Below are 19,950 nucleotides of genomic sequence, written 5' to 3'. Positions count from 1 at the left end.
ACTGCAGCGGCCGGAGTTCGGGCGGCACCCGAAGTGCCGCAGCCCGAGGCCTGCAAGGCCTCAAGCATAGCCTCAGCGGATGGTCAGCGCCTCGAGCTTGCCGCTGTTGCCGTACACATAGATGGTGTCACCCACCACCAGCGGACGGGCGCGCAGGCCATCGCTGTCGATACGCTCACGACCGACGAAGCGACCGTCGACCTGGCTGAGCAGGTGCAGGTAGCCTTCCAGGTCACCTACTGCAACATAGCTTGAGAACACTTCCGGCGCCGACAGCTGGCGACGAGCCAGCGAATCGTTGCTCCACAGCGCGCTGGACGAACGCTCGTCGATGCCTTCCACGGTGCCCGAAGCCAGGCTCACGTAGACATTGCCAAAGCCCTGGGCCACACCGGTGTAGCTGGAAGCATCACGCTGCCACATCACACGGCCGCTTTCCAGGTCAAGGCCGGCAACACGGCCCTGGTAGCTGGCTACATACAGGGTGCCGCCAGACAGCAACAGACCGCCGTCGATATCGACAACGCGATCAAGCTCCGAGCGACCTTGCGGGATGGCAACGCGTTGTTCCCACACGGGCACGCCGTTCTGGGTGTCCAGTGCGACGACCTTGCCAGTCGACAGGCCAGCGATGGCCAGGCGATTGGTCACGATCGGCGCACCAGTACCACGCAGGGTCAGTACTGCCGGGGTGCTTTCGTAGATCCAGCGACGGTCACCGGTGCTGGCGTCCAGGCCAATTACGCGGTCATCCTGGGTCTGTACCACCACCACGTCACCGTTGGTGGCAGGCGGAGCCAGTACTTCACTGGTCACCCGCGAACGCCAGCGCTGTTCACCGGTGGTGGCATCCAGGGCAATGACTTCACCCTTGAGGGTGCCGAGCATGACCATGCCATAACCTACGCCAACAGCGCCGGAAACAGGCAACTCGAGCTCTTTCTTCCAGACCACGTCGCCGGTATTGCGATCAAGGGCCATTACCACGCCAGTGACATCGGCGGCGTAGATGCGGTCGTTCTCGATCGCCGGGACCAGCATGTTGAAGGTTTCGCCCTGACCGTCACCGATCGAGCGGCTCCACTGCTTCTTCAGGACCACCTCTTCGGTGAAACTGGTGAGCTCAGCCGGAGGCAATTCCTTTTTGCTGTTGCTGCTGCAACCCACGGCCAGAAGGGCCAGGGTCAGCACTGCTGCATGTTTCCAACCGATCACTTACGCATCCCCTTTGGCCAGGTCGTCGAGCTTGAGTTGCAGGCCACCGATCGCAGCGTCGTCAGACAGCGCGGCCTTGGCTTTTTCGTAAGCGGCATGCGCATCGGCAGCACGACCCAGTTGCACCAGCAGATCGCCCTTGAGCTCTTCGCGGCTGGCCAGGAACGCCTTGTCAGCGTCGCCTTCAAGCAGTTTCAGGGCTTCGTCGACCTTGTTCTGGGCAGCCAGGACACGGGCCAGGCGCTGACGGGCGATTTCACCCAGGGTGGCATCGGCCGGTTTGTCCATCACCGACTTGAGTTCGGCTGCGGCATCGTCCAGCTTGCCGGCCTCGACCGCGACCTTGGCCACGAACAGGCTGCCGTACTGGGCATAAGCGCTGCCGCCAAACTCGTTCTTGAGCTTGCCCGACAACTCGGCAACCTTGGCCGCATCCGGCTCGCCGCTTGGCGTCAAGGTGGTTTCCAGCAGGGCCTGATAGAGGTTCGAGGCGCCTTGCGACTGGTTGCCCTGGTACTTCTGGAAGGCTTGCCAGCCAAACACTATTACCAGTGCCAGCAGGCCGCCGGTTACCAGTGGCTTGCCGTTACGCTGCCACCAGTCCTTGAATGCCGCCAGCTGTTCATCATCGGTACTCGACACCCCAATACTCCTTTTCACCAAATCGGCTGTTGACCCGCTTCACGCCTGCGCGAGGGAAGCTTCCAGGTGCTCTGCCAGAGCATCCCAGGTAATGTTTTGTTGTTCGCCCTGGCCACGCAGGGGTTTGAAACCTACCACTTGTTGCGCCAGTTCGTCGTCCCCCAGGATCAAGGCGAACAGAGCTGCGCTCTTGTCGGCCTTCTTGAACTGGCTCTTGAAGCTGCCACCACCGGCATTGACCTGCAGGCGCAGGTTCGGCAAGCGATCACGCAGACGCTCGGCCAGGGCCAGGCCAGCCAGCTCCGCCTGCTCGCCGAAGGCGCACAGGTAGACATCGACCTGGCGGTTGATCGACTCGGGAATCTGCCCCAGGGTTTCAAGCAGCAGGATCAGACGCTCGATACCCATGGCGAAGCCAACGCCCGGGGTCGGCTTGCCGCCCATTTGCTCGACCAGGCCATCGTAGCGCCCGCCGGCACAGACAGTGCCCTGGGAGCCAAGCTTGTCGGTGACCCACTCGAATACGGTCTTGCTGTAATAGTCCAGGCCACGTACCAGCTTGGTATTGATCACGAATGGAATGCCGGCCGCATCCAGACGCGCCTTCAGGCCTTCGAAGTGAACACGGGACTCTTCGTCCAGGTAGTCTTCGAGTTTCGGCGCATCGACCAGCACCGCCTGGGTATTGGCGTCCTTGGTATCGAGGATGCGCAGCGGGTTGGTCTTCAGGCGACGCTGGCTGTCTTCGTCCAGCTGGTCCAGACGCGCCGAGAGGAACTCGACCAGCGCATCACGGTAGCGGGCCCGGGCTTCGCTGGTGCCCAGGCTGTTGAGTTCGAGCTTGACCGCATCACGGATTCCCAGCAGTTTCCACAGGCGCCAGGTCAGTACGATCAGCTCGGCGTCGATGTCCGGACCGTCGAGGTTGAACACCTCGAGGCCGATCTGGTGGAACTGGCGATAACGGCCTTTCTGCGGACGCTCATGGCGGAACATCTGGCCGATGTACCAGAGCTTCTGCACCTGGCCGCCGCCACTGATACCGTGTTCGAGCACGGCGCGCACACAGGCCGCGGTACCTTCCGGACGCAGGGTCAGGGAGTCGCCGTTACGGTCGGTAAAGGTGTACATCTCTTTTTCGACGATGTCGGTGACTTCACCAATCGAGCGTTTGAACAGTTCGGTGAACTCGACGATAGGCGTGCGGATCTGGCGGTAGCCATAGGAATCCAGCAGGCCTGCCACGGTGCTTTCGAAATAGCGCCACAGCGGCGTCTGCTCGGGCAGGATGTCATTCATGCCACGGATGGCTTGCAGCGATTTGCTCACGAAAAATCCTTACGAATCTGGGTGTCAGCCACGGGCGATCAAGGCCGCGTCGGCTTCGGCCTTTTCGGCCGCTTTCTGGCGGATGAGCTTTTCCAGCTCATCGACCAGGTTGTCATTGCTCAGCTTCTGCGATGGTTTGCCATCGATGTAGATCAGGTTCGGCGTGCCGCCGGTCAGCCCCACATGGGCTTCCTTGGCTTCACCGGGGCCATTGACCACACAGCCGATCACGGCCACGTCCAGCGGAACCAGCAGGTCTTCCAGGCGACCTTCAAGCTCGTTCATGGTCTTGACCACATCGAAGTTCTGCCGCGAGCAGCTCGGGCAGGCGATGAAGTTGATACCACGCGAACGCAAGTGCAGGGACTTGAGGATGTCGTAACCGACCTTGACCTCTTCGACCGGGTCTGCCGCCAGGGAGATGCGAATAGTATCGCCAATCCCTTCGGCAAGCAGCATACCGAGGCCGACCGCGGATTTCACCGTGCCAGAACGCAGGCCACCGGCTTCGGTGATGCCCAGGTGCAGCGGCTGGATGATCTGCTTGGCCAGCAGGCGGTAGGCTTCGACGGCCATGAACACGTCGGAGGCCTTTACGCTGACCTTGAAGTCCTGGAAATCCAGGCGATCGAGGTGCTCGACGTGGCGCATGGCCGACTCGACCAATGCTGCCGGGGTCGGCTCGCCATACTTTTTCTGCAGGTCTTTTTCCAGGGAACCGGCGTTGACGCCGATGCGGATCGGAATGCCACGGTCGCGGGCGGCATCGACCACCGCGCGAACGCGGTCTTCACGACCGATGTTGCCCGGATTGATGCGCAGGCAGTCGACACCCAGCTCAGCCACACGCAAGGCGATGCGGTAATCGAAGTGGATGTCGGCAACCAGCGGAACGCTGACCTGCTGCTTGATGCGGCCGAAGGCTTCGGCGGCGTCCATGTCCGGCACCGAGACGCGCACGATGTCGACGCCGGCATCGACCAGGCGGTTGATCTGCGCCACGGTAGCGGCGACGTCATTGGTGTCGGTGTTGGTCATGCTCTGGACCGCGATGGGTGCATCGCCGCCGACAGGCACATTTCCAACCCAGATTTTCCGGGATTCGCGACGCTTGATCGGAGATTCGCCGTGCATGACTTATTGCCCCAACTTCAGGCGAGCAGTCTCGCCACTGGTGAACGGCGCAAGGTCGACGGCCTGACCGTTGTAGCTGAGCTGCACGCCCCGGGCAAAGCCCAGGCGTACCGCGAACGGCGGTTTGCCGCTCAGCTGCAGGCTGTCGCCCTTGCGCTTGATGGCGCTGAACAGCACCTTGCCATTGCCGTCGGTGACCGAAGTCCAGCAATCGGCGATGAATTGCATGTGTACCTGGCCGCTGCCGGCAGCGACCGGGGCTGCGGCGGCAGGCGCCGGAGTTGCGGCGGGAGCGCTGGCAACCACTGCAGGCGCTACCGGTGTCGCAGGAACGGGCGCAGGCGCTTGAGCGGGTGCAGGAACCACGGCAGCCGGAGCAGAGGGTACAGGTACTGCCGGGCTGCCGGCAGCTTCAGGCGCAGGCGCCTGAGCGGCTTGATCGGCCGGCGTGGCAGCCTGGTCCAGGTTCAGCGGAGTGGTTTCCGGCTCCTGGCCGGCATTGACAGCCTGATCCTCAGGCTCATCCAGGGGGTGGATCTGGGTAGTACCGTCGGCGCTTTCGACTTCGACATGCTCAAGGGCCATGTTGACCAGGTCCTTGCTGCGCTGGCTGCTTTGATCCTGCCACCAGAAGAAGCCGCCACCGATCACCACTACCAGCATCAATAGGCTGACAATACGCAGGATGTTATGGGAAAGGCGTACAGGTTCTTCGATACGGCCAAGGGCATGCACGTCGCTGCCCTGGGCGTGGGTGCCGGTACACTGGTCGAAGGCCAGCACCAGGGCGGCCTGGTCCATGTCCAGCAATTTGGCATAAGCGCGGATGTAGCCACGGGCAAAGGTGTGCCCGGGTAGCTTGTCGAAGGCGCCGGATTCAAGATTGTTCAGGGAACTCACGGTCAGGTTGAGTTTGCGGGCCACTTCGGCCTGCGACCAGTCCCTGCTCTCGCGGGCCTGACGCAAAGTCTCACCTGGATTCTCGCGAGTCGCTGCTGCTACTTCGGGATGCGCCGCTTTCATCATTGCTCCGACAGGTATTGCTGATATTCCGGCGTACCGGGATAAAGTCGTTGTAATTGCAGGCCCAGATCGGCGGCCTTGTTCCGTTCTTCGAAGACGTTGGCCAGGCGACTGCCCAGCAACAGGCTGCGGGCACTGTGGTCGCTCAGCTGGCTGAAACGATCGTAGTAGTCACGGGCTGGCACATAATGCCTGTCTTCGTAAGACAACTCAGCCATTTCGAGCAACGCATGCGGTTGCTGCTGGTTGAGTCGCAAAGCTTTTACCAGGTGTTGCTGCGCCTGATCACGCTGGCCGAGCCTCAAGGCGGTCAGGCCAAGGCTCTCGAACACCCGGGAACGCTCAGGATACAGCGTATCGGCCGCTGCTTGGGCAAACATCTGCTGCGCCTGCGCGTATTGGCCCCGAGCATAAAGGAAACTGCCGTAGTTATTACGGATCCGCGTATCGTCCGGGCGACTGACCAGCGCCTTGCGATAGTGTGTCTCAGCCAGTTCTGGCTCATCTTCAGCCTGATACACCAAAGCCAGGGCAGCGTTGGCGGCGGCATCCTGGCTATTGAGATCAAGCGCTTTTTTCAGTGGCCCCTTGGCCTGTTCGGTCAAACCTTGTTGCAAATAACCCAGCCCGAGCTGCACATAGGCCTGTCCTGCATGGACCCTGCCCTCGCGACTGGCCAGCGTGTCCGAACTCCCGCCGGACACGCAGCCTGCAAGCAGGGCGAGCGACAGGATCGACAGCGCGGCGCGCAAGGTCATGGAGGTCCTCTCTTCAGTTCCGTACAGCGCTTTCTTGCACATCGCCGTCAGCGTTCAGCTGACGCACGGCGAGTAGGCGTTCGCTGCGACGGGTGCGGTCCATCACCTGACCTACCAGTTGGCCGCACGCCGCGTCGATGTCTTCACCACGGGTGGTGCGCACCGTCACGTTGTAACCGGCGTGATGCAAGTGATCCTGGAAACGGCGGATGGCGTTGTTGCTCGGACGCTCGTAACCGGAATGCGGGAACGGGTTGAACGGGATCAGGTTGATCTTGCACGGAACGTCCTTGAGCAGCTCGGCCATTTCCACGGCGTGTTCGAGCTTGTCGTTGACGTCCTTGAGCAAGGTGTACTCGATGGTCAGTACGCGCTTTTCGCCCAGCTGCGACATGTAGTTCATGCACGCTGCAAGCAATACCTTGAGCGGGTACTTCTTGTTGATCGGCACCAGTTCGTTGCGCAGCGCATCGTTCGGCGCGTGCAGCGACAGGGCCAGGGAAACGTCGATGTGCTTGGCCAGCTCTTCGATCATCGGCACCACGCCGGAAGTGGACAGGGTCACCCGGCGCTTGGAAATGCCATAGCCGAGGTCGTCCATCATCAGGTGCATGGCTGCGACCACGTTGTCGAAGTTCAGCAGCGGCTCGCCCATGCCCATCATCACCACGTTGGTGATGGCACGGTCGATCTTGGCAGGCACAGTGCCGAACGACTTGTTGGCAATCCACACCTGGCCGATGACTTCGGCGGCGGTGAGGTTGCTGTTGAATCCTTGCTTGCCGGTGGAGCAGAAACTGCAGTCCAGGGCGCAACCGGCCTGGGACGAGACACACAACGTGCCACGCTTGCCCTGGGGGATGTACACGGTCTCGACGCAACTGCCGGACGCCACGCGCACCACCCATTTACGGGTGCCGTCGGTGGAGATGTCCTCGCTGACCACTTCCGGACCGCGAACCTCGGCAACTTCCTTGAGCTTTTCACGCAAGGCCTTGCCGACGTTGGTCATGGCGTCGAAATCATCGACGCCAAAGTGGTGAATCCATTTCATTACCTGACCGGCACGGAAACGCTTCTCCCCGATAGAGTCGAAGAATTTTTCCATTTCCGGCTGGGTCAGCCCCAACAGGTTAGTTTTGCCAGTCGATGTCGTCATGGATTCACCCTCACCCGTAAGCTTTCGCTTAGCGAGTGGTTACCTCGGTAGCTGCGAAGAAGTAAGCGATTTCGCGAGCAGCGGCAGCTTCGGAGTCCGAACCGTGAACGGCGTTGGCGTCGATCGACTCGGCGAAGTCGGCACGGATGGTGCCTGGAGCAGCTTCTTTAGGGTTGGTAGCGCCCATCAGCTCACGGTTCAGAGCGATGGCGTTTTCGCCTTCCAGAACCTGAACAACAACTGGACCGGAGGTCATGAAAGCAACCAGGTCACCGAAGAAACCGCGCTCTTTGTGCTCAGCGTAGAAGCCTTCAGCTTCGGCTTTGGACAGTTGCTTGATTTTCGAAGCAACGATGCGCAGGCCAGCGTCTTCGAAGCGAGTGGTGATCTTGCCGATCACGTTCTTGGCAACGGCGTCAGGCTTGATGATGGAGAAAGTACGTTGAACAGCCATGGTGTAACTCCAGAAACGTTGAGTGAAGCGAAAAATTAAACCCGCGAATTATACGCGGGTTCCGGGGGATTGCCTAACCTGCCGAGCGCGCTCAGTCGGCTTCTTCGATCCAGGCCGCCTGGATGGCTTCGAGAACCTTCTCGCCGCCACGCTGCGGATCGTCACTGAATTCCGGCAATGCCAGCACCCACTGGTGCAGATCGACGAAGTTCACATAACGAGGATCGACTTCCGGCTTGCTTTCGGCAAGCTGGATTGCAATTTCAAGTACATCAACCCATTTCAGGCTCATGTCGGCTCCAGGATCAATGCGGCGCTTCGGCTGCGTGGTTGAGCGAATACTTCGGAATCTCGACAGTGATGTCTTCGGTTCCGACCTTGGCCTGGCAGGTCAGGCGCGAGGTAGGCTCCAGGCCCCAGGCGCGGTCCAGGTAGTCCTCTTCCAGCTCGTCGGCTTCATTGAGCGAGTTGAAGCCTTCGCGAATCACGCAGTGGCACGTGGTGCAAGCGCAGACACCACCGCAGGCGCTTTCGATCTCGATGTGGTTATCGTGCGCCACTTCAAGAATGGACTTACCTGTCTCAGCCTCCACCACCATGCCATCCGGGCAGAACTTCTCGTGGGGCAGAAAAATCACCTGCGGCATCAGTTATTCCTCGATCTCATTCAGGTTGCGCCCGGCCAACGCGGCTTTTACCGTCGAATCAAGGCGACGGGCGGCAAAGGCATCGGTCACCTGCGACAGACGCTTGGTCTGTTGCTCGATGGCTGCGCCATCGGTGCCGTTGATCAAATCACGCAAGTCTTGCATTTGTTGTTCGATAGCCAGGCGCTCTTCGGCGTCCAGCAGCCGGTCGCCATCGGCGTCCAGCGCGCCCTGCACAGCTTCAAGCAGGCGCTCGGCGTCGACCTGGTGCTCGCGCAACTGGCGCGCCACCTTGTCAAAACCTGCGTGCTCGAAAGAATCCTTGAGCATGCGGGTAATTTCGCCGTCGGTCAGGCCGTAGGAAGGCTTGACCTGAATACTCGACTCGACGCCCGACCCCAGCTCGCGCGCCGAAACGCTGAGCAGACCATCGGCATCGACCTGGAAGGTGACACGGATCTTCGCGGCACCGGCGACCATCGCAGGGATGCCACGCAGCTCGAAGCGCGCCAGGGAGCGGCAATCGCTGATCAGCTCGCGCTCACCCTGCAGCACATGAATCATCATGGCCGACTGGCCATCCTTGTAAGTGGTGAACTCCTGGGCGCGGGCAACCGGTATGGTGGTGTTACGCGGAATCACCTTCTCCATCAGCCCACCCATGGTCTCAAGCCCAAGGGACAGGGGGATCACGTCGAGCAGCAGCAGTTCGCCACCATCGCGGCGATTGCCGGCCAGGGTATCGGCCTGGATTGCCGCGCCAATGGCAACCACCTGATCGGGGTCGATATCGGTCAGCGGCGTACGGCCAAACAGGGCGCCTACGGCCTCACGTACACGCGGCACACGGGTCGAACCACCGACCATGACCACTGCCGCAACTTCTTCGAGCTCGACACCGCTGTCACGCACGGCGCGACGGCAGGCCTTGAGACTGCGGGCTACCAATGGTTCGATCAGGGCATCGAATGCAGTGCGGGTCAGCTCGGCCTGCCAGTCGCCGTAAGCGACAGTGACCGCGTCAGCGTCGGTCAGGGCTTCCTTGGCGGCGCAAGCGGCTTGCAACAGCTGGCGCTGGGCTCCCGGATCAAGATCCGAAGACAGACCGGCCTGCTCGACAATCCAGCTGGCGATGGCATGGTCGAAATCATCGCCGCCCAGGGCGCTGTCGCCACCGGTGGCAAGCACTTCAAACACGCCGCCGGTCAAGCGCAGGATGGAAATATCGAAGGTACCGCCGCCCAGGTCGTAAATGGCCACCAGGCCTTCAGCGTTCTGGTCCAGGCCATAGGCCACGGCTGCAGCAGTCGGCTCGTTGAGCAGGCGCAGCACGTTCAACCCGGCCAGACGCGCGGCATCCTTGGTAGCCTGGCGCTGGGCGTCGTCGAAATAGGCCGGCACGGTGATTACCGCGCCCACCAACTCGCCACCCAGGGTTTCTTCAGCGCGCTGACGCAGCACCTTGAGGATATCGGCCGAGACTTCCACCGGGCTTTTCGGGCCCTGCACGGTGTCGATGAACGGCATGTGCGACTCACCGCCGACAAAGCGGTACGGCAGTTGCTCACCCAGTTGCTTGACGTCTGCCAGGCCACGGCCCATCAGGCGCTTGACCGACAGCACGGTATTGAGTGGGTCGCTGGATGCGGCGTCACGCGCTACCTGACCGACATCGATGTGGTCGGCATGGTAACGCACGGCCGAAGGCAGGATGACCCGACCTTGAGCGTCGGGCAGGGGCTCGCTGCGGCCGCTGCGCAATGCTGCGACCAGGGAGTTGGTGGTGCCAAGGTCAATCCCCACCGCCAGGCGACGCTGGTGCGGTTGAGGGCTCTGACCGGGTTCGGCGATCTGCAGTAGGGCCATGCTTATCTGAATACCAGGGGCGCCGCCAGGAGCAGCGCCGAGTTAATCGTCGAGGCGCTCTTCCAGCTGGCGCACTTCGTAGGCGAGCTTGTCGAGAAACTGCATGCGGCGCATCAGGCGCTCGGCCTGTTCGCGCTGCGCAGGATCGTTCCAGCAGGCGGCGAAATCCTCGTTGAGCGCTTCCTGGGCGGTTTTCAAGCGACGCTTGAACACGGCGACACCATCGAGGTCGGCACTGTCCTGGAGGTCTTCGAGCTCTTCGCGCAATTGCATCTGCTGCAGCAGGAACTCGGGATCATGGACGGTGACTTCCTGCGGCACTTCATGGCCGCCGATCGCCAACAGGTAGCGGGCACGCCGGGGCGCGCTCTTTAGCGTCTGGTAGGCCTCGTTCAGCGCAGCCGAACGTTCGAGCGCTATGCGCTGTTCACGTTCGGAGGCATCGGCGAAGCGATCCGGGTGGACCTCACGGGCCAGCTCGCGATAGCGAACGGCCAGTTTATCAAGGTCCAGACGGAAGCCAGGTTGCAGGTCAAACAGGGCGAAATGACAAGGAGTACCCACGCGCAGCCTCAGACGTTGAAGCTTTCGCCGCAGCCACACTCACCGCGCACGTTGGGGTTGTTGAACTTGAAGCCTTCGTTCAACCCTTCCTTGACGAAATCGAGCTCGGTACCGTCGAGGTAGGCCAGGCTCTTGGGATCAATGATCACCTTCTCGCCGTGGCTTTCGAAGACCTGGTCTTCGGCGTCTGGCTGATCAACGAACTCCAGCACATAGGCCAGACCCGAGCAGCCGGTGGTACGAACGCCCAAGCGAATGCCAAGACCCTTGCCGCGTCCGTCGAGAGAGCGCCGCACGTGGTTGGCGGCGGCTTCTGTCATGCTGATAGCCATCGAGACTCCTTACCTGCAACAGGCGAACTTAGAGCAAACCTTTCTTCTGCTTGTAATCGCGTACAGCCGCCTTGATGGCGTCTTCGGCGAGTACCGAGCAGTGGATTTTGACCGGCGGCAACGCCAGTTCTTCGGCCAGCTGGGTGTTCTTGATGGTTTCGGCTTCGTCCAGGGTCTTGCCCTTCATCCACTCGGTGGCCAGGGAGCTGGAGGCAATGGCCGAACCACAGCCGTAAGTCTTGAACTTGGCGTCTTCGATGACACCCTGCTCGTTGACCTTGATTTGCAGGCGCATCACGTCGCCGCACGCTGGAGCGCCGACCATGCCGGTCCCGACATCCGGATCCTCGGCATTCATCTTGCCGACGTTGCGTGGGTTTTCGTAATGGTCGATGACCTTTTCACTGTATGCCATGGTGCAATTCCTTCCTCATCAGAGAGCCGCTCTTGCCGGCGACTACTTAGTGCGCAGCCCACTCGATCTTGGAGATGTCGACGCCGTCTTTGTACATATCCCACAGCGGCGACAATTCGCGCAGCTTGGTCACGGCCTCGCAAACTTTCTGCGCGGCGTAGTCGATTTCTTCTTCGGTGGTGAAACGACCGAAGGTGAAGCGGATCGAGCTGTGAGCCAGCTCGTCGTTACGGCCCAGAGCGCGCAGTACGTAGGACGGCTCAAGCGAAGCCGAGGTACACGCCGAACCGGACGACACTGCCAGGTCCTTGAGGGCCATGATCAGCGATTCGCCTTCAACGTAGTTGAAGCTCAGGTTCAGGTTGTGCGGGATACGCGCGGTCATGCTGCCGTTGATGTACAGCTCTTCAAGACCTTCGACCTGCTTGTAGAAGCGGTCGCTCAGGGCCTTGATACGGACGTTCTCGCTGGCCATCTGCTCTTTGGCGATGGCGAACGCTTCACCCATGCCGACGATCTGGTGGGTCGCCAGGGTGCCCGAACGCATGCCGCGCTCGTGACCGCCGCCGTGCATGGTGGCTTCCAGACGCACGCGAGGCTTGCGGCTTACGTACAGCGCGCCGATGCCTTTAGGGCCGTAGGTTTTGTGTGCGGAGAAGGACATCAGGTCGACTTTCAGCTTCTGCAGGTCGATTTCGACCTTGCCGGTGGACTGAGCAGCGTCGACGTGGAACATGACGCCGCGAGCGCGGGTCAGCTCGCCGATGGCAGCGATGTCGTTGATGGTGCCGATTTCGTTGTTCACATGCATGATCGACACCAGGATGGTGTCATCACGCAGGGCAGCTTCAACCATGGCCGGGGTGATCAGGCCATCGGCGCCCGGCTCGATGTAGGTAACCTCGAAGCCTTCACGCTCCAGCTGGCGTGTGCTGTCGAGGACAGCCTTGTGCTCGATCTTGGAGGTGATCAGGTGCTTGCCCTTGGTGCCGTAGAAGTGCGCAACGCCCTTGATTGCCAGGTTGTCGGACTCGGTTGCACCACTGGTCCAGACAATTTCACGCGGATCGGCGTTGACCAGGTCAGCGACCTGGCGGCGAGCGTTCTCAACTGCTTCTTCGGCTTTCCAGCCAAAGACGTGGGAGCGCGACGCCGGGTTACCGAAGTTCCCGTCGACCAGCAGGCAGTCGCTCATCTTCTGGGCAACGCGTGGGTCGACCGGAGTGGTCGCGGAGTAATCGAGGTAGATCGGCAACTTCATTGAATATCTCCTATCAGGCGGTCGCGCCGCGCGTCGAAACGGTCATTCGACGGCTGACGTCTCAATCTTGTCCAGCTGCGGTGCCCGGCTTGCGATACGTCGCAGGTCCTGGCGCTGGGCGACTTCTTGCACCTCACGGCGAGTAACAAGGTCAGCCAGGCTGATACCGCTGAGGAATTCGTGAATCTGCTGGCTCAGGTCGCACCACAAGTGGTGGGTAAGGCAGGTGTCGCCGGCGTGGCAATCACCCAGGCCCTGACAGCGTGTTGCGTCGACCGATTCGTTAACCGCATCGATGACCTGTGCGACCTGAATGCTCTCCATGCTTCGCGACAGCTGATAGCCGCCGCCAGGGCCGCGCACGCTGGATACCAGGCTGCTGCGGCGCAGCTTTGCAAAAAGCTGCTCCAGATAAGAAAGGGAGATGCCTTGGCGCTCGGAAATGTCGGCCAGAGACACCGGCCCATGCTGCGCGTGCAACGCCAGATCAAGCATGGCGGTCACGGCGTATCGGCCTTTTGTAGTCAGTCGCATGGCTAGTAGGTACCACGGGGTTACGGAATGGGAGCGAGTATGCTATTCCCGAGCATTTAAGTCAACTATAAGACCTAGTGCTTTAGTCGGGATTGCCGCGGGAAGGCGGCGGAATCATAGCAAACGAAAGGGCGTATGCGCACGCCCTTCTGTCAATGCGTCGGTGTGTCGCTGCGCGCCTCGCCCTTGACCTCGGCGAAGTCCTCTTGACGCAGGGCCGGCAGCTCCTTGGCACAGTAGTCACTGCCAAGGTTCTTCAGCGCACCGCACATGTCTTCCAGCCGCCCGTCCACCGCCTGCAGGTGATCAAGCAACTGACCGATGGCGCGCGCCACCGGGTCAGGCATGTCTTCACTGACGCCATAGGCATCAAAACCAATCTTCTCGGCCATTGCCTTGCGCTTGGCTTCGACTTCGGCGTCGGTCTTGACGATGATCCGCCCCGGAATACCTACCGCAGTGGCGCCTGCGGGCACCGCCTTGGTGACCACGGCGTTGGAGCCGATCTTGGCCCCGGCACCCACGGTGAACGGGCCCAGCACCTTCGCGCCGGCACCGACGACGACACCATCTTCAAGCGTCGGGTGACGCTTGCCTTTGTTCCAGCTGGTGCCGCCCAGGGTCACGCCCTGGTAAAGCGTGACGTCGTCACCGATCTCGGCGGTTTCACCGATGACAATTCCCATGCCGTGGTCGATGAAAAAACGCCGCCCGACCTTGGCACCGGGATGAATCTCGATACCGGTCATCCAGCGCCCGAAGTTCGATACCAGTCGCGCCAGCCACTTCCAATCGCGCTTCCACAGCGAATGCGCCGCCCGATGCAGCCAGATCGCATGCATGCCCGGGTAGCAGGTCAGCACTTCAAAGGCATTGCGCGCCGCCGGGTCACGGTGGAAAACGCCCTGGATATCTTCACGCAGACGCTCGAACATCTATTGATCCTTGCGTTTATGCGGCTCGCCCCGGGCCACTTTCTGGGTTTCGGTGAGGATGCCGCGCAAAATACTCATTTCCGAACGATTGACCGAGCTGCGCCCATACAGGCGACGTAAACGCGGCATCAGGTGCTTGGGCTTTTCGGGGTCGAGGAAGCCGATGTCCACCAGGGTTTTCTCCAGGTGTTCATAGAACAACTCCATTTCATCCATGGTCGCCAGCTCGCTGCTGCGCACCGACGTCACTTCGAATTTTTCCACCTTGGACGGCTGGCCTTCGGCTGCCAGCCAGGCCATGCGCACCTCATAAGCCAGCACCTGCACGGCCGCCGCCAGGTTCAGCGAGCTGAAATCCGGATTGGAGGGGATATGCACATGGAAATGACAGCGCTGCAGCTCTTCGTTGGTCAGGCCGGCGTATTCACGCCCGAACACCAACGCAATTTCCTGACCCTGGGCTGCGTGCTCGATGGTTTTGCTGCCGCACTCGCGCGGATCGACCAACGGCCACGGGATACGCCGATCCCGGGCGCTGGTACCGAGCACCAGGTTGCAGCCGGCCAACGCCTCTTCGAGGGTCGCGACCACTTGCGCTCCCGCAAGCACGTCATCGGCGCCCGAGGCTCGGGCATCCGCCTCATGGGACGGGAAATCCAGCGGGTCGACCAGCACCAGGCGCGACAAGCCCATGTTTTTCATGGCACGCGCAGCGCCGCCGATATTGCCGGGGTGGCTGGTATTGACCAGAACAACACGAATATTTTGCAGCAAGGCGAGCGCTCACAGACATGGAAATAAGGGAGCAAATCTTACAGAACCGACCAACATTACGCTACGAAAGCAAATGACACACTTCTTCGCGCGAAGTTTTCTGCTAGAATGTTCGGCTTTCTTTAACGACCCAGGTGAAACGTCCATGCAGCCCATGCTGAATATCGCGCTGCGCGCCGCCCGCAGCGCCAGTGAACTGATTTTCCGCTCCATCGAGCGCCTGGATAGCATCAAGGTTGATGAAAAAGACGCCAAGGATTACGTGTCCGAAGTCGACCGTGCTGCCGAGCAAAGCATCATCAACGCTCTGCGCAAGGCCTACCCGAACCACTCCATCTACGGCGAAGAGACCGGCCTGCACGCTGGCAGCGGCGAAGAAGGCAAGGACTACCTGTGGATCATCGATCCTCTGGACGGCACCACCAACTTCCTGCGTGGCGTTCCGCACTTCGCTGTCAGCATCGCCTGCAAATACCGTGGCCGCCTTGAGCACGCCGTGGTACTGGACCCTGTCCGCCAGGAAGAATTCACCGCCAGCCGTGGCCGTGGCGCCCAGCTGAACGGCCGCCGCCTGCGCGTCAGCCCACGCACCAGCCTGGAAGGCGCACTGCTGGGCACCGGCTTCCCGTTCCGCGACAACCAGATGGCTGACCTGGACAACTACCTGGGCATGTTCCGCGCCCTGGTTGGCCAGACCGCCGGCATCCGCCGCGCCGGCGCTGCCAGCCTGGACCTGGCTTACGTCGCCGCCGGTCGCTTCGATGCCTTCTGGGAATCGGGCCTGTCGGAATGGGACATGGCCGCAGGCGCCCTGCTGATTCAGGAAGCTGGCGGCCTGGTGAGCGACTTCACCGGCGGTCATGACTTCCTCGAGAAGGGCCACATCGTCGCCGGCAACACCAAGTGCTTCAAGGCCGTCCTGACTGCTATCCAGCCGCACCTGCCTGCCTCGATCAAGCGTTAAGCTTCGATCGGGCACAAAAAAAGCACCCTTCGGGGTGCTTTTTTGTGGACTCCATCCCTGGAACAGGGAGATTACTGCCCGGACTCCGCCTGGCTCAACACCAGCTTGCCCTCTTTATCCAGCGGGATCTGCGAACCTGGGTCACGGTCCATACGAACCTGGCCAATCTTGTCGCCAATCGAATACTTCACGTCATAACCCACCACCTTCTCGCTCAGGTCGTTGACCGTGTTGCAGCGGGTCTGAGTGGTGGTGTAGGTATCACGCTCCTGCATGCCTTCCTGCACCTTGTTACCGGCATAGCCGCCACCGACCGCGCCGGCCACCGTGGCAATTTTCTTGCCCGTGCCGCCACCAATCTGGTTACCCAGCAAACCACCTGCCACTGCCCCCAGCACAGTACCGGCAATCTGATGCTGATCCTTCACCGGCGCCTGACGCGTGACAGTGACATCCTTGCAGACTTCGCGTGGCGTCTTGACGGTCTGCTTGACCGGCTGCACAGCCACAACCTCGGCGTACTCCGGCCCGCTTTTGACCAGGCTGTAGGTGGCCACAGCACCTCCGGCGGTAACACCGACAGCACCCAGAACCGCACCCACCAGCATTGACTTGTTCACGTGAACCTCCTGATCGTACCCGCGGGACATAGCCCGCCTTCTCCCTGCCTTGGAGCATAAAAAAAGGCGCGAGTTCAATGCTCGCGCCTTCTTCTACGACAAACAGCGTGGGAAAAGCCCTTACGGGCGGTCGTCCACACCTTCTGCCTTGACCGGTGGAATCAGGTCTTCGCTGCTCAGGTTCAGCCAGATCAGCACTACGTTGGCGATGTAGATCGACGAGTAGGTACCCGCCATGACACCAATGAACAGCGCCAGCGAGAAGCCCCACAGGTTGTCACCCCCGAAGAACAGCAGCGCAGCGATGGCCAGCAAGGTGGAGACCGAGGTTGCCACGGTACGCAGCAGGGTCTGGGTGGTCGAGATGTTGATGTTCTCGATCAGCGAAGCCTTGCGCAATACACGGAAGTTCTCGCGCACCCGATCGAACACGACGATGGTGTCGTTGAGCGAGTAGCCGATGATCGCCAGCACCGCTGCCAGCACCGTCAGGTCGAAGGTGATCTGGAAGAACGACAGGATACCCAGGGTCACGACCACGTCGTGGACCAGCGAGAGAATCGCACCCAAGGCGAATTTCCACTGAAAGCGGAAGGCCAGGTACAGCATGATGCCGCCCAGAGCCAACAGCATGCCCAGGCCACCCTGGTCACGCAGCTCCTCGCCGACCTGGGGCCCCACGAACTCGACACGCTTGACCACGGCCGGGTTGTCGGTACTGACCTTCTGCAGGGCTTCGGAAACGCGGTTGCCCAGCATCGGGTCATCGCCCGGCATACGCACCAGCAGGTCGGTGGTTGCACCGAAGCTCTGCACCACAGCGTCCTGGAAGCCGGCCTTGACCAACTCCTCACGCACCTGGCCGAGGTTGGCCGGACGCTCGTAGGTCAGCTCGATGAGCGTACCGCCGGTAAAGTCCAGGCCAAAATTGAGCCCTTTATAGAACCAGCTGAACAGCGCCAGTACGGTAAGAAGCAGGGTGACGCCGAACGCAAAGTTGCGCACACCCATGAAGTTAATGGTACGTAACATGGCAGCCCCTTAAACCCACAACTTCTTGATATCACGCCCACCGCAGGTCAGGTTGACCATTGCGCGGGTAACCATGACGGCCGTGAACATCGAGGTGAAAATCCCGAGGGACATGGTAACTGCGAAGCCTTTGACCGGACCGGTACCCATGGCGAACAGGATGCCGCCCACCAGCAGGGTGGTCAGGTTGGCGTCGACAATCGCGGTGTAGGCACGGTTGAAGCCTTCGTGGATAGCGCGCTGCACCGACATGCCATTGGCCAGCTCTTCGCGAATCCGCGAGAAGATCAGCACGTTGGCGTCGACCGCCATACCCATGGTCAGGACGATACCGGCGATGCCCGGCAGGGTCAGGGTTGCCCCCAGCAGCGACATCAGCGCCAGCAGCATGACCATGTTACCGGCCAGGGCCATAGTGGCGATCAGACCAAAGAAACGGTAGATAGCCATGATGAACAGGGAGACGAACAGCATGCCCCACAGGGAAGCATCGATACCCTTGGTGATGTTGTCGGCACCCAGGCTCGGGCCAATGGTGCGCTCTTCAGCGAAGTACATCGGGGCAGCGAGGCCACCGGCACGCAGCAGCAGGGCCAGCTCTGAGGACTCACCCTGGCCGTTCAGGCCGGTGATGCGGAACTGGCTGCCCAGTGGCGACTGGATGGTTGCCAGGCTGATGATGCGTTTTTCTTCAGTGAAGGTCTGGACAGCGACGTCCTTTTCGACACCATCGACCATCTGCTTCACATAGCGAGTAGTCGGGCGCTGCTCGATGAAGATCACCGCCATGCTGCGACCGACGTTGCTGCGCGTTGCGCGACTCATCAGTTCGCCACCGTGGCCATCCAGGCGGATGTTCACTTGCGGGCGACCCTGCTCGTCGAAGCTTGCCTGGGCGTCGGTAACCTGGTCACCGGTGATGATCAGGCCACGCTCGACAGCGGCCGAACGACCGCCCTCACGGAACTCGAAGGTTTCGGTAGTGGCTTTGGAAGCGCCCGGCTCGGCACCCAGACGGAACTCCAGGTTGGCGGTCTTGCCCAGGATACGCTTGGCTTCGGCAGTGTCCTGCACGCCTGGCAGCTCCACCACGATGCGGTTGGCACCCTGGCGCTGTACCAGCGGCTCGGCAACACCCAGCTCGTTGACCCGGTTACGGACCGTGGTCAAGTTCTGCTTGATCGAGTATTCACGGATTTCCGCGACCTTGGCCGGGGTAATCGCCAGACGCAGCACCGACAGGCCATTGCGCTCGGTGGTGGTCAGCTCGAAATCATTGAAATTCTTGCGGATCAGGCTGCGAGCCTGTTCGCGGGAGGCTTCATCGGAGAAGCCCAACTGAATGTCGCCATCTTGCTGCGGCAGGCTGCGATAACGCACACGCTCTTTACGCAACAGGCTTTTGACTTCGCCTTCGTAGACTTTCAGGCGGGCCGACATGGCCTTGTCCATGTCCACTTCCAGCAGGAAGTGCACACCACCGGAAAGGTCCAGACCCAGCTTCATCGGGCTTGCACCCAGGTTGCGCAGCCATTGCGGGGTGGTCGGGGCCAGGTTCAACGCTACAACGTAGTCATCACCCAGCGCCTTGCGCACGACATCCTTGGCTGGCAGTTGGTCTTCCTGCTTGGTCAGGCGCAGCAGTGCACCCCTGCCCTTTTCGCCCAGGCTTGCAGCCTTGACCTGGATACCGGCGTCGACGAGCGCCTTGCTCGCGCGGTCCAGATCCGCCTGAGTGACCTGCAGCGCCGTGCTGGCACCACTGACCTGAACGGCCGGATCATCAGGATAAAGGTTGGGAGCGGAATAAATAAAACCGATCGCCAGTACCGCCACGATCAATAGGTATTTCCACAGAGGGTATTTGTTCAGCATCACGCCGCCCGTTCAAGACGCGGGGCGCCTTGCGCGCCCCGTCGATTGGTAAAAAACTGAAACTTAGATCGCTTTGAGCGTACCTTTAGGCAGGGTCGCGGCAACGGCGCCCTTCTGGAACTTCAGTTCGACGTTGTCGGATACTTCCAGTACCACGAAGTCGTCGGCCACTTTGACGATCTTGCCGGCGATGCCGCCGTTGGTGACCACTTCATCACCTTTTTGCAGGTTGCTCAGCAGGTTCTTCTGCTCTTTGGCGCGTTTGGCCTGTGGACGCCAGATCATCAGGTAGAAGATGACCAGGAAACCGACCAGGAAAATCCACTCGAAGCCAGTACCGGCAGGGCCGGCGGCAGCGGCTGGGGCAGCGGCGTCCGCGTAAGCGGCGGGGATCAGAAAGCTCATTTAGCACTCCAG

23 protein-coding genes are annotated in these 19,950 nt (G+C 61.0%); 1 reads left to right on the top strand and 22 read right to left on the bottom strand.

The genetic code is table 11. The annotated features are described in order from the left end of the window. Positions 1–72: 72 nt before the first annotated feature. The 18 genes from bamB to trmJ all read right to left on the bottom strand — a co-directional run bounded on the left by bamB (position 73) and on the right by trmJ (position 15,042). The gene (gene bamB, locus H621_RS0107440) at positions 73–1,215 is read right to left on the bottom strand and encodes an outer membrane protein assembly factor BamB (RefSeq protein ID WP_028942774.1); all 1,143 of its coding nucleotides are present in this window, start codon (positions 1,213–1,215) and stop codon (positions 73–75) included. Next, entirely contained in the window at positions 1,216–1,857 is a 642-nt protein-coding gene (locus H621_RS0107435) for a YfgM family protein (protein WP_028942773.1), read from the bottom strand. Positions 1,858–1,896: 39 nt separating this feature from the next. Then, a complete protein-coding gene (gene hisS, locus H621_RS0107430; RefSeq protein WP_028942772.1) occupies positions 1,897–3,186 on the bottom strand; it encodes a histidine--tRNA ligase in 1,290 nt (429 codons plus the stop codon). A gap of 24 nt (positions 3,187–3,210) precedes the next feature. After that, positions 3,211–4,320 carry a flavodoxin-dependent (E)-4-hydroxy-3-methylbut-2-enyl-diphosphate synthase gene (gene ispG, locus H621_RS0107425; protein ID WP_028942771.1) on the bottom strand — a complete coding sequence of 370 codons (1,110 nt, stop codon included), beginning with the start codon at positions 4,318–4,320 and terminating at the stop codon, positions 3,211–3,213. Positions 4,321–4,323: 3 nt separating this feature from the next. Then, positions 4,324–5,343 carry a RodZ domain-containing protein gene (locus tag H621_RS0107420; RefSeq protein ID WP_028942770.1) on the bottom strand — a complete coding sequence of 340 codons (1,020 nt, stop codon included), beginning with the start codon at positions 5,341–5,343 and terminating at the stop codon, positions 4,324–4,326. Beyond that, positions 5,343–6,101 carry a type IV pilus biogenesis/stability protein PilW gene (gene pilW, locus H621_RS0107415; RefSeq protein ID WP_028942769.1) on the bottom strand — a complete coding sequence of 253 codons (759 nt, stop codon included), beginning with the start codon at positions 6,099–6,101 and terminating at the stop codon, positions 5,343–5,345. Before pilW ends, H621_RS0107420 begins: the two co-directional genes overlap by 1 nt. Positions 6,102–6,114: 13 nt before the next feature. Continuing rightward, positions 6,115–7,260 carry a dual-specificity RNA methyltransferase RlmN gene (rlmN, locus tag H621_RS0107410; RefSeq protein WP_028942768.1) on the bottom strand — a complete coding sequence of 382 codons (1,146 nt, stop codon included), beginning with the start codon at positions 7,258–7,260 and terminating at the stop codon, positions 6,115–6,117. Between the two features lie 28 nt (positions 7,261–7,288). Then, complete coding sequence (gene ndk / locus H621_RS0107405) at positions 7,289–7,714, bottom strand: nucleoside-diphosphate kinase (RefSeq protein ID WP_028942767.1); 426 nt, start codon at positions 7,712–7,714, stop codon at positions 7,289–7,291. A gap of 91 nt (positions 7,715–7,805) precedes the next feature. After that, positions 7,806–8,006, bottom strand: coding sequence for a Fe-S cluster assembly protein IscX (gene iscX / locus H621_RS0107400; protein ID WP_028942766.1), 201 nt, complete (start codon positions 8,004–8,006; stop codon positions 7,806–7,808). A gap of 13 nt (positions 8,007–8,019) precedes the next feature. After that, positions 8,020–8,361: an ISC system 2Fe-2S type ferredoxin gene (gene fdx, locus H621_RS0107395; protein WP_028942765.1), complete on the bottom strand. Its 342-nt coding sequence runs from the start codon at positions 8,359–8,361 to the stop codon at positions 8,020–8,022. Between the two features lie 3 nt (positions 8,362–8,364). Then, positions 8,365–10,227, bottom strand: coding sequence for a Fe-S protein assembly chaperone HscA (gene hscA, locus H621_RS0107390; protein WP_028942764.1), 1,863 nt, complete (start codon positions 10,225–10,227; stop codon positions 8,365–8,367). Positions 10,228–10,269: 42 nt separating this feature from the next. Then, positions 10,270–10,791 carry a co-chaperone HscB gene (gene hscB / locus H621_RS0107385; protein ID WP_028942763.1) on the bottom strand — a complete coding sequence of 174 codons (522 nt, stop codon included), beginning with the start codon at positions 10,789–10,791 and terminating at the stop codon, positions 10,270–10,272. Between the two features lie 8 nt (positions 10,792–10,799). Further along, entirely contained in the window at positions 10,800–11,123 is a 324-nt protein-coding gene (gene iscA, locus H621_RS0107380; protein WP_028942762.1) for an iron-sulfur cluster assembly protein IscA, read from the bottom strand. 28 nt (positions 11,124–11,151) lie between these two features. Further along, entirely contained in the window at positions 11,152–11,538 is a 387-nt protein-coding gene (gene iscU / locus H621_RS0107375; protein WP_002552476.1) for a Fe-S cluster assembly scaffold IscU, read from the bottom strand. A gap of 46 nt (positions 11,539–11,584) precedes the next feature. Next, entirely contained in the window at positions 11,585–12,799 is a 1,215-nt protein-coding gene (locus tag H621_RS0107370; RefSeq protein WP_028942761.1) for an IscS subfamily cysteine desulfurase, read from the bottom strand. A gap of 42 nt (positions 12,800–12,841) precedes the next feature. Next, a complete protein-coding gene (gene iscR / locus H621_RS0107365; protein ID WP_028942760.1) occupies positions 12,842–13,333 on the bottom strand; it encodes a Fe-S cluster assembly transcriptional regulator IscR in 492 nt (163 codons plus the stop codon). 152 nt (positions 13,334–13,485) lie between these two features. Next, positions 13,486–14,268 (bottom strand): serine O-acetyltransferase, encoded by a 783-nt coding sequence (gene cysE / locus H621_RS0107360; RefSeq protein ID WP_028942759.1) that lies wholly within the window; start codon positions 14,266–14,268, stop codon positions 13,486–13,488. After that, positions 14,269–15,042 (bottom strand): tRNA (cytosine(32)/uridine(32)-2'-O)-methyltransferase TrmJ, encoded by a 774-nt coding sequence (trmJ, locus tag H621_RS0107355; RefSeq protein WP_028942758.1) that lies wholly within the window; start codon positions 15,040–15,042, stop codon positions 14,269–14,271. It abuts the gene before it with no gap. Between the two features lie 145 nt (positions 15,043–15,187). Between trmJ and suhB the strand changes: the two genes are divergently transcribed. Continuing rightward, positions 15,188–16,006 (top strand): type III secretion system regulator SuhB, encoded by an 819-nt coding sequence (suhB, locus tag H621_RS0107350; protein ID WP_028942757.1) that lies wholly within the window; start codon positions 15,188–15,190, stop codon positions 16,004–16,006. A 71-nt stretch (positions 16,007–16,077) separates the two neighbouring features. On the opposite strand, the gene H621_RS0107345 is transcribed toward suhB, so the two are convergent. From H621_RS0107345 to yajC, 4 genes are all read right to left on the bottom strand, one after another. Next, positions 16,078–16,626 carry a glycine zipper 2TM domain-containing protein gene (locus H621_RS0107345; protein WP_028942756.1) on the bottom strand — a complete coding sequence of 183 codons (549 nt, stop codon included), beginning with the start codon at positions 16,624–16,626 and terminating at the stop codon, positions 16,078–16,080. 120 nt (positions 16,627–16,746) lie between these two features. Beyond that, a complete protein-coding gene (gene secF, locus H621_RS0107340) occupies positions 16,747–17,658 on the bottom strand; it encodes a protein translocase subunit SecF (RefSeq protein ID WP_028942755.1) in 912 nt (303 codons plus the stop codon). 9 nt (positions 17,659–17,667) lie between these two features. Then, positions 17,668–19,533, bottom strand: a complete 1,866-nt coding sequence (gene secD, locus H621_RS0107335; RefSeq protein WP_028942754.1) for a protein translocase subunit SecD — start codon at positions 19,531–19,533, stop codon at positions 17,668–17,670. Between the two features lie 63 nt (positions 19,534–19,596). After that, positions 19,597–19,938, bottom strand: coding sequence for a preprotein translocase subunit YajC (yajC, locus tag H621_RS0107330; RefSeq protein WP_028942753.1), 342 nt, complete (start codon positions 19,936–19,938; stop codon positions 19,597–19,599). Positions 19,939–19,950 lie beyond the last annotated feature (12 nt).

Source organism: Pseudomonas vranovensis DSM 16006 (assembly GCF_000425805.1).
Classification (GTDB): domain Bacteria; phylum Pseudomonadota; class Gammaproteobacteria; order Pseudomonadales; family Pseudomonadaceae; genus Aquipseudomonas; species Aquipseudomonas vranovensis.
Note: the sequence above shows the minus strand (reverse complement) of the source record. Positions and strands in the feature narration are given on the sequence as shown.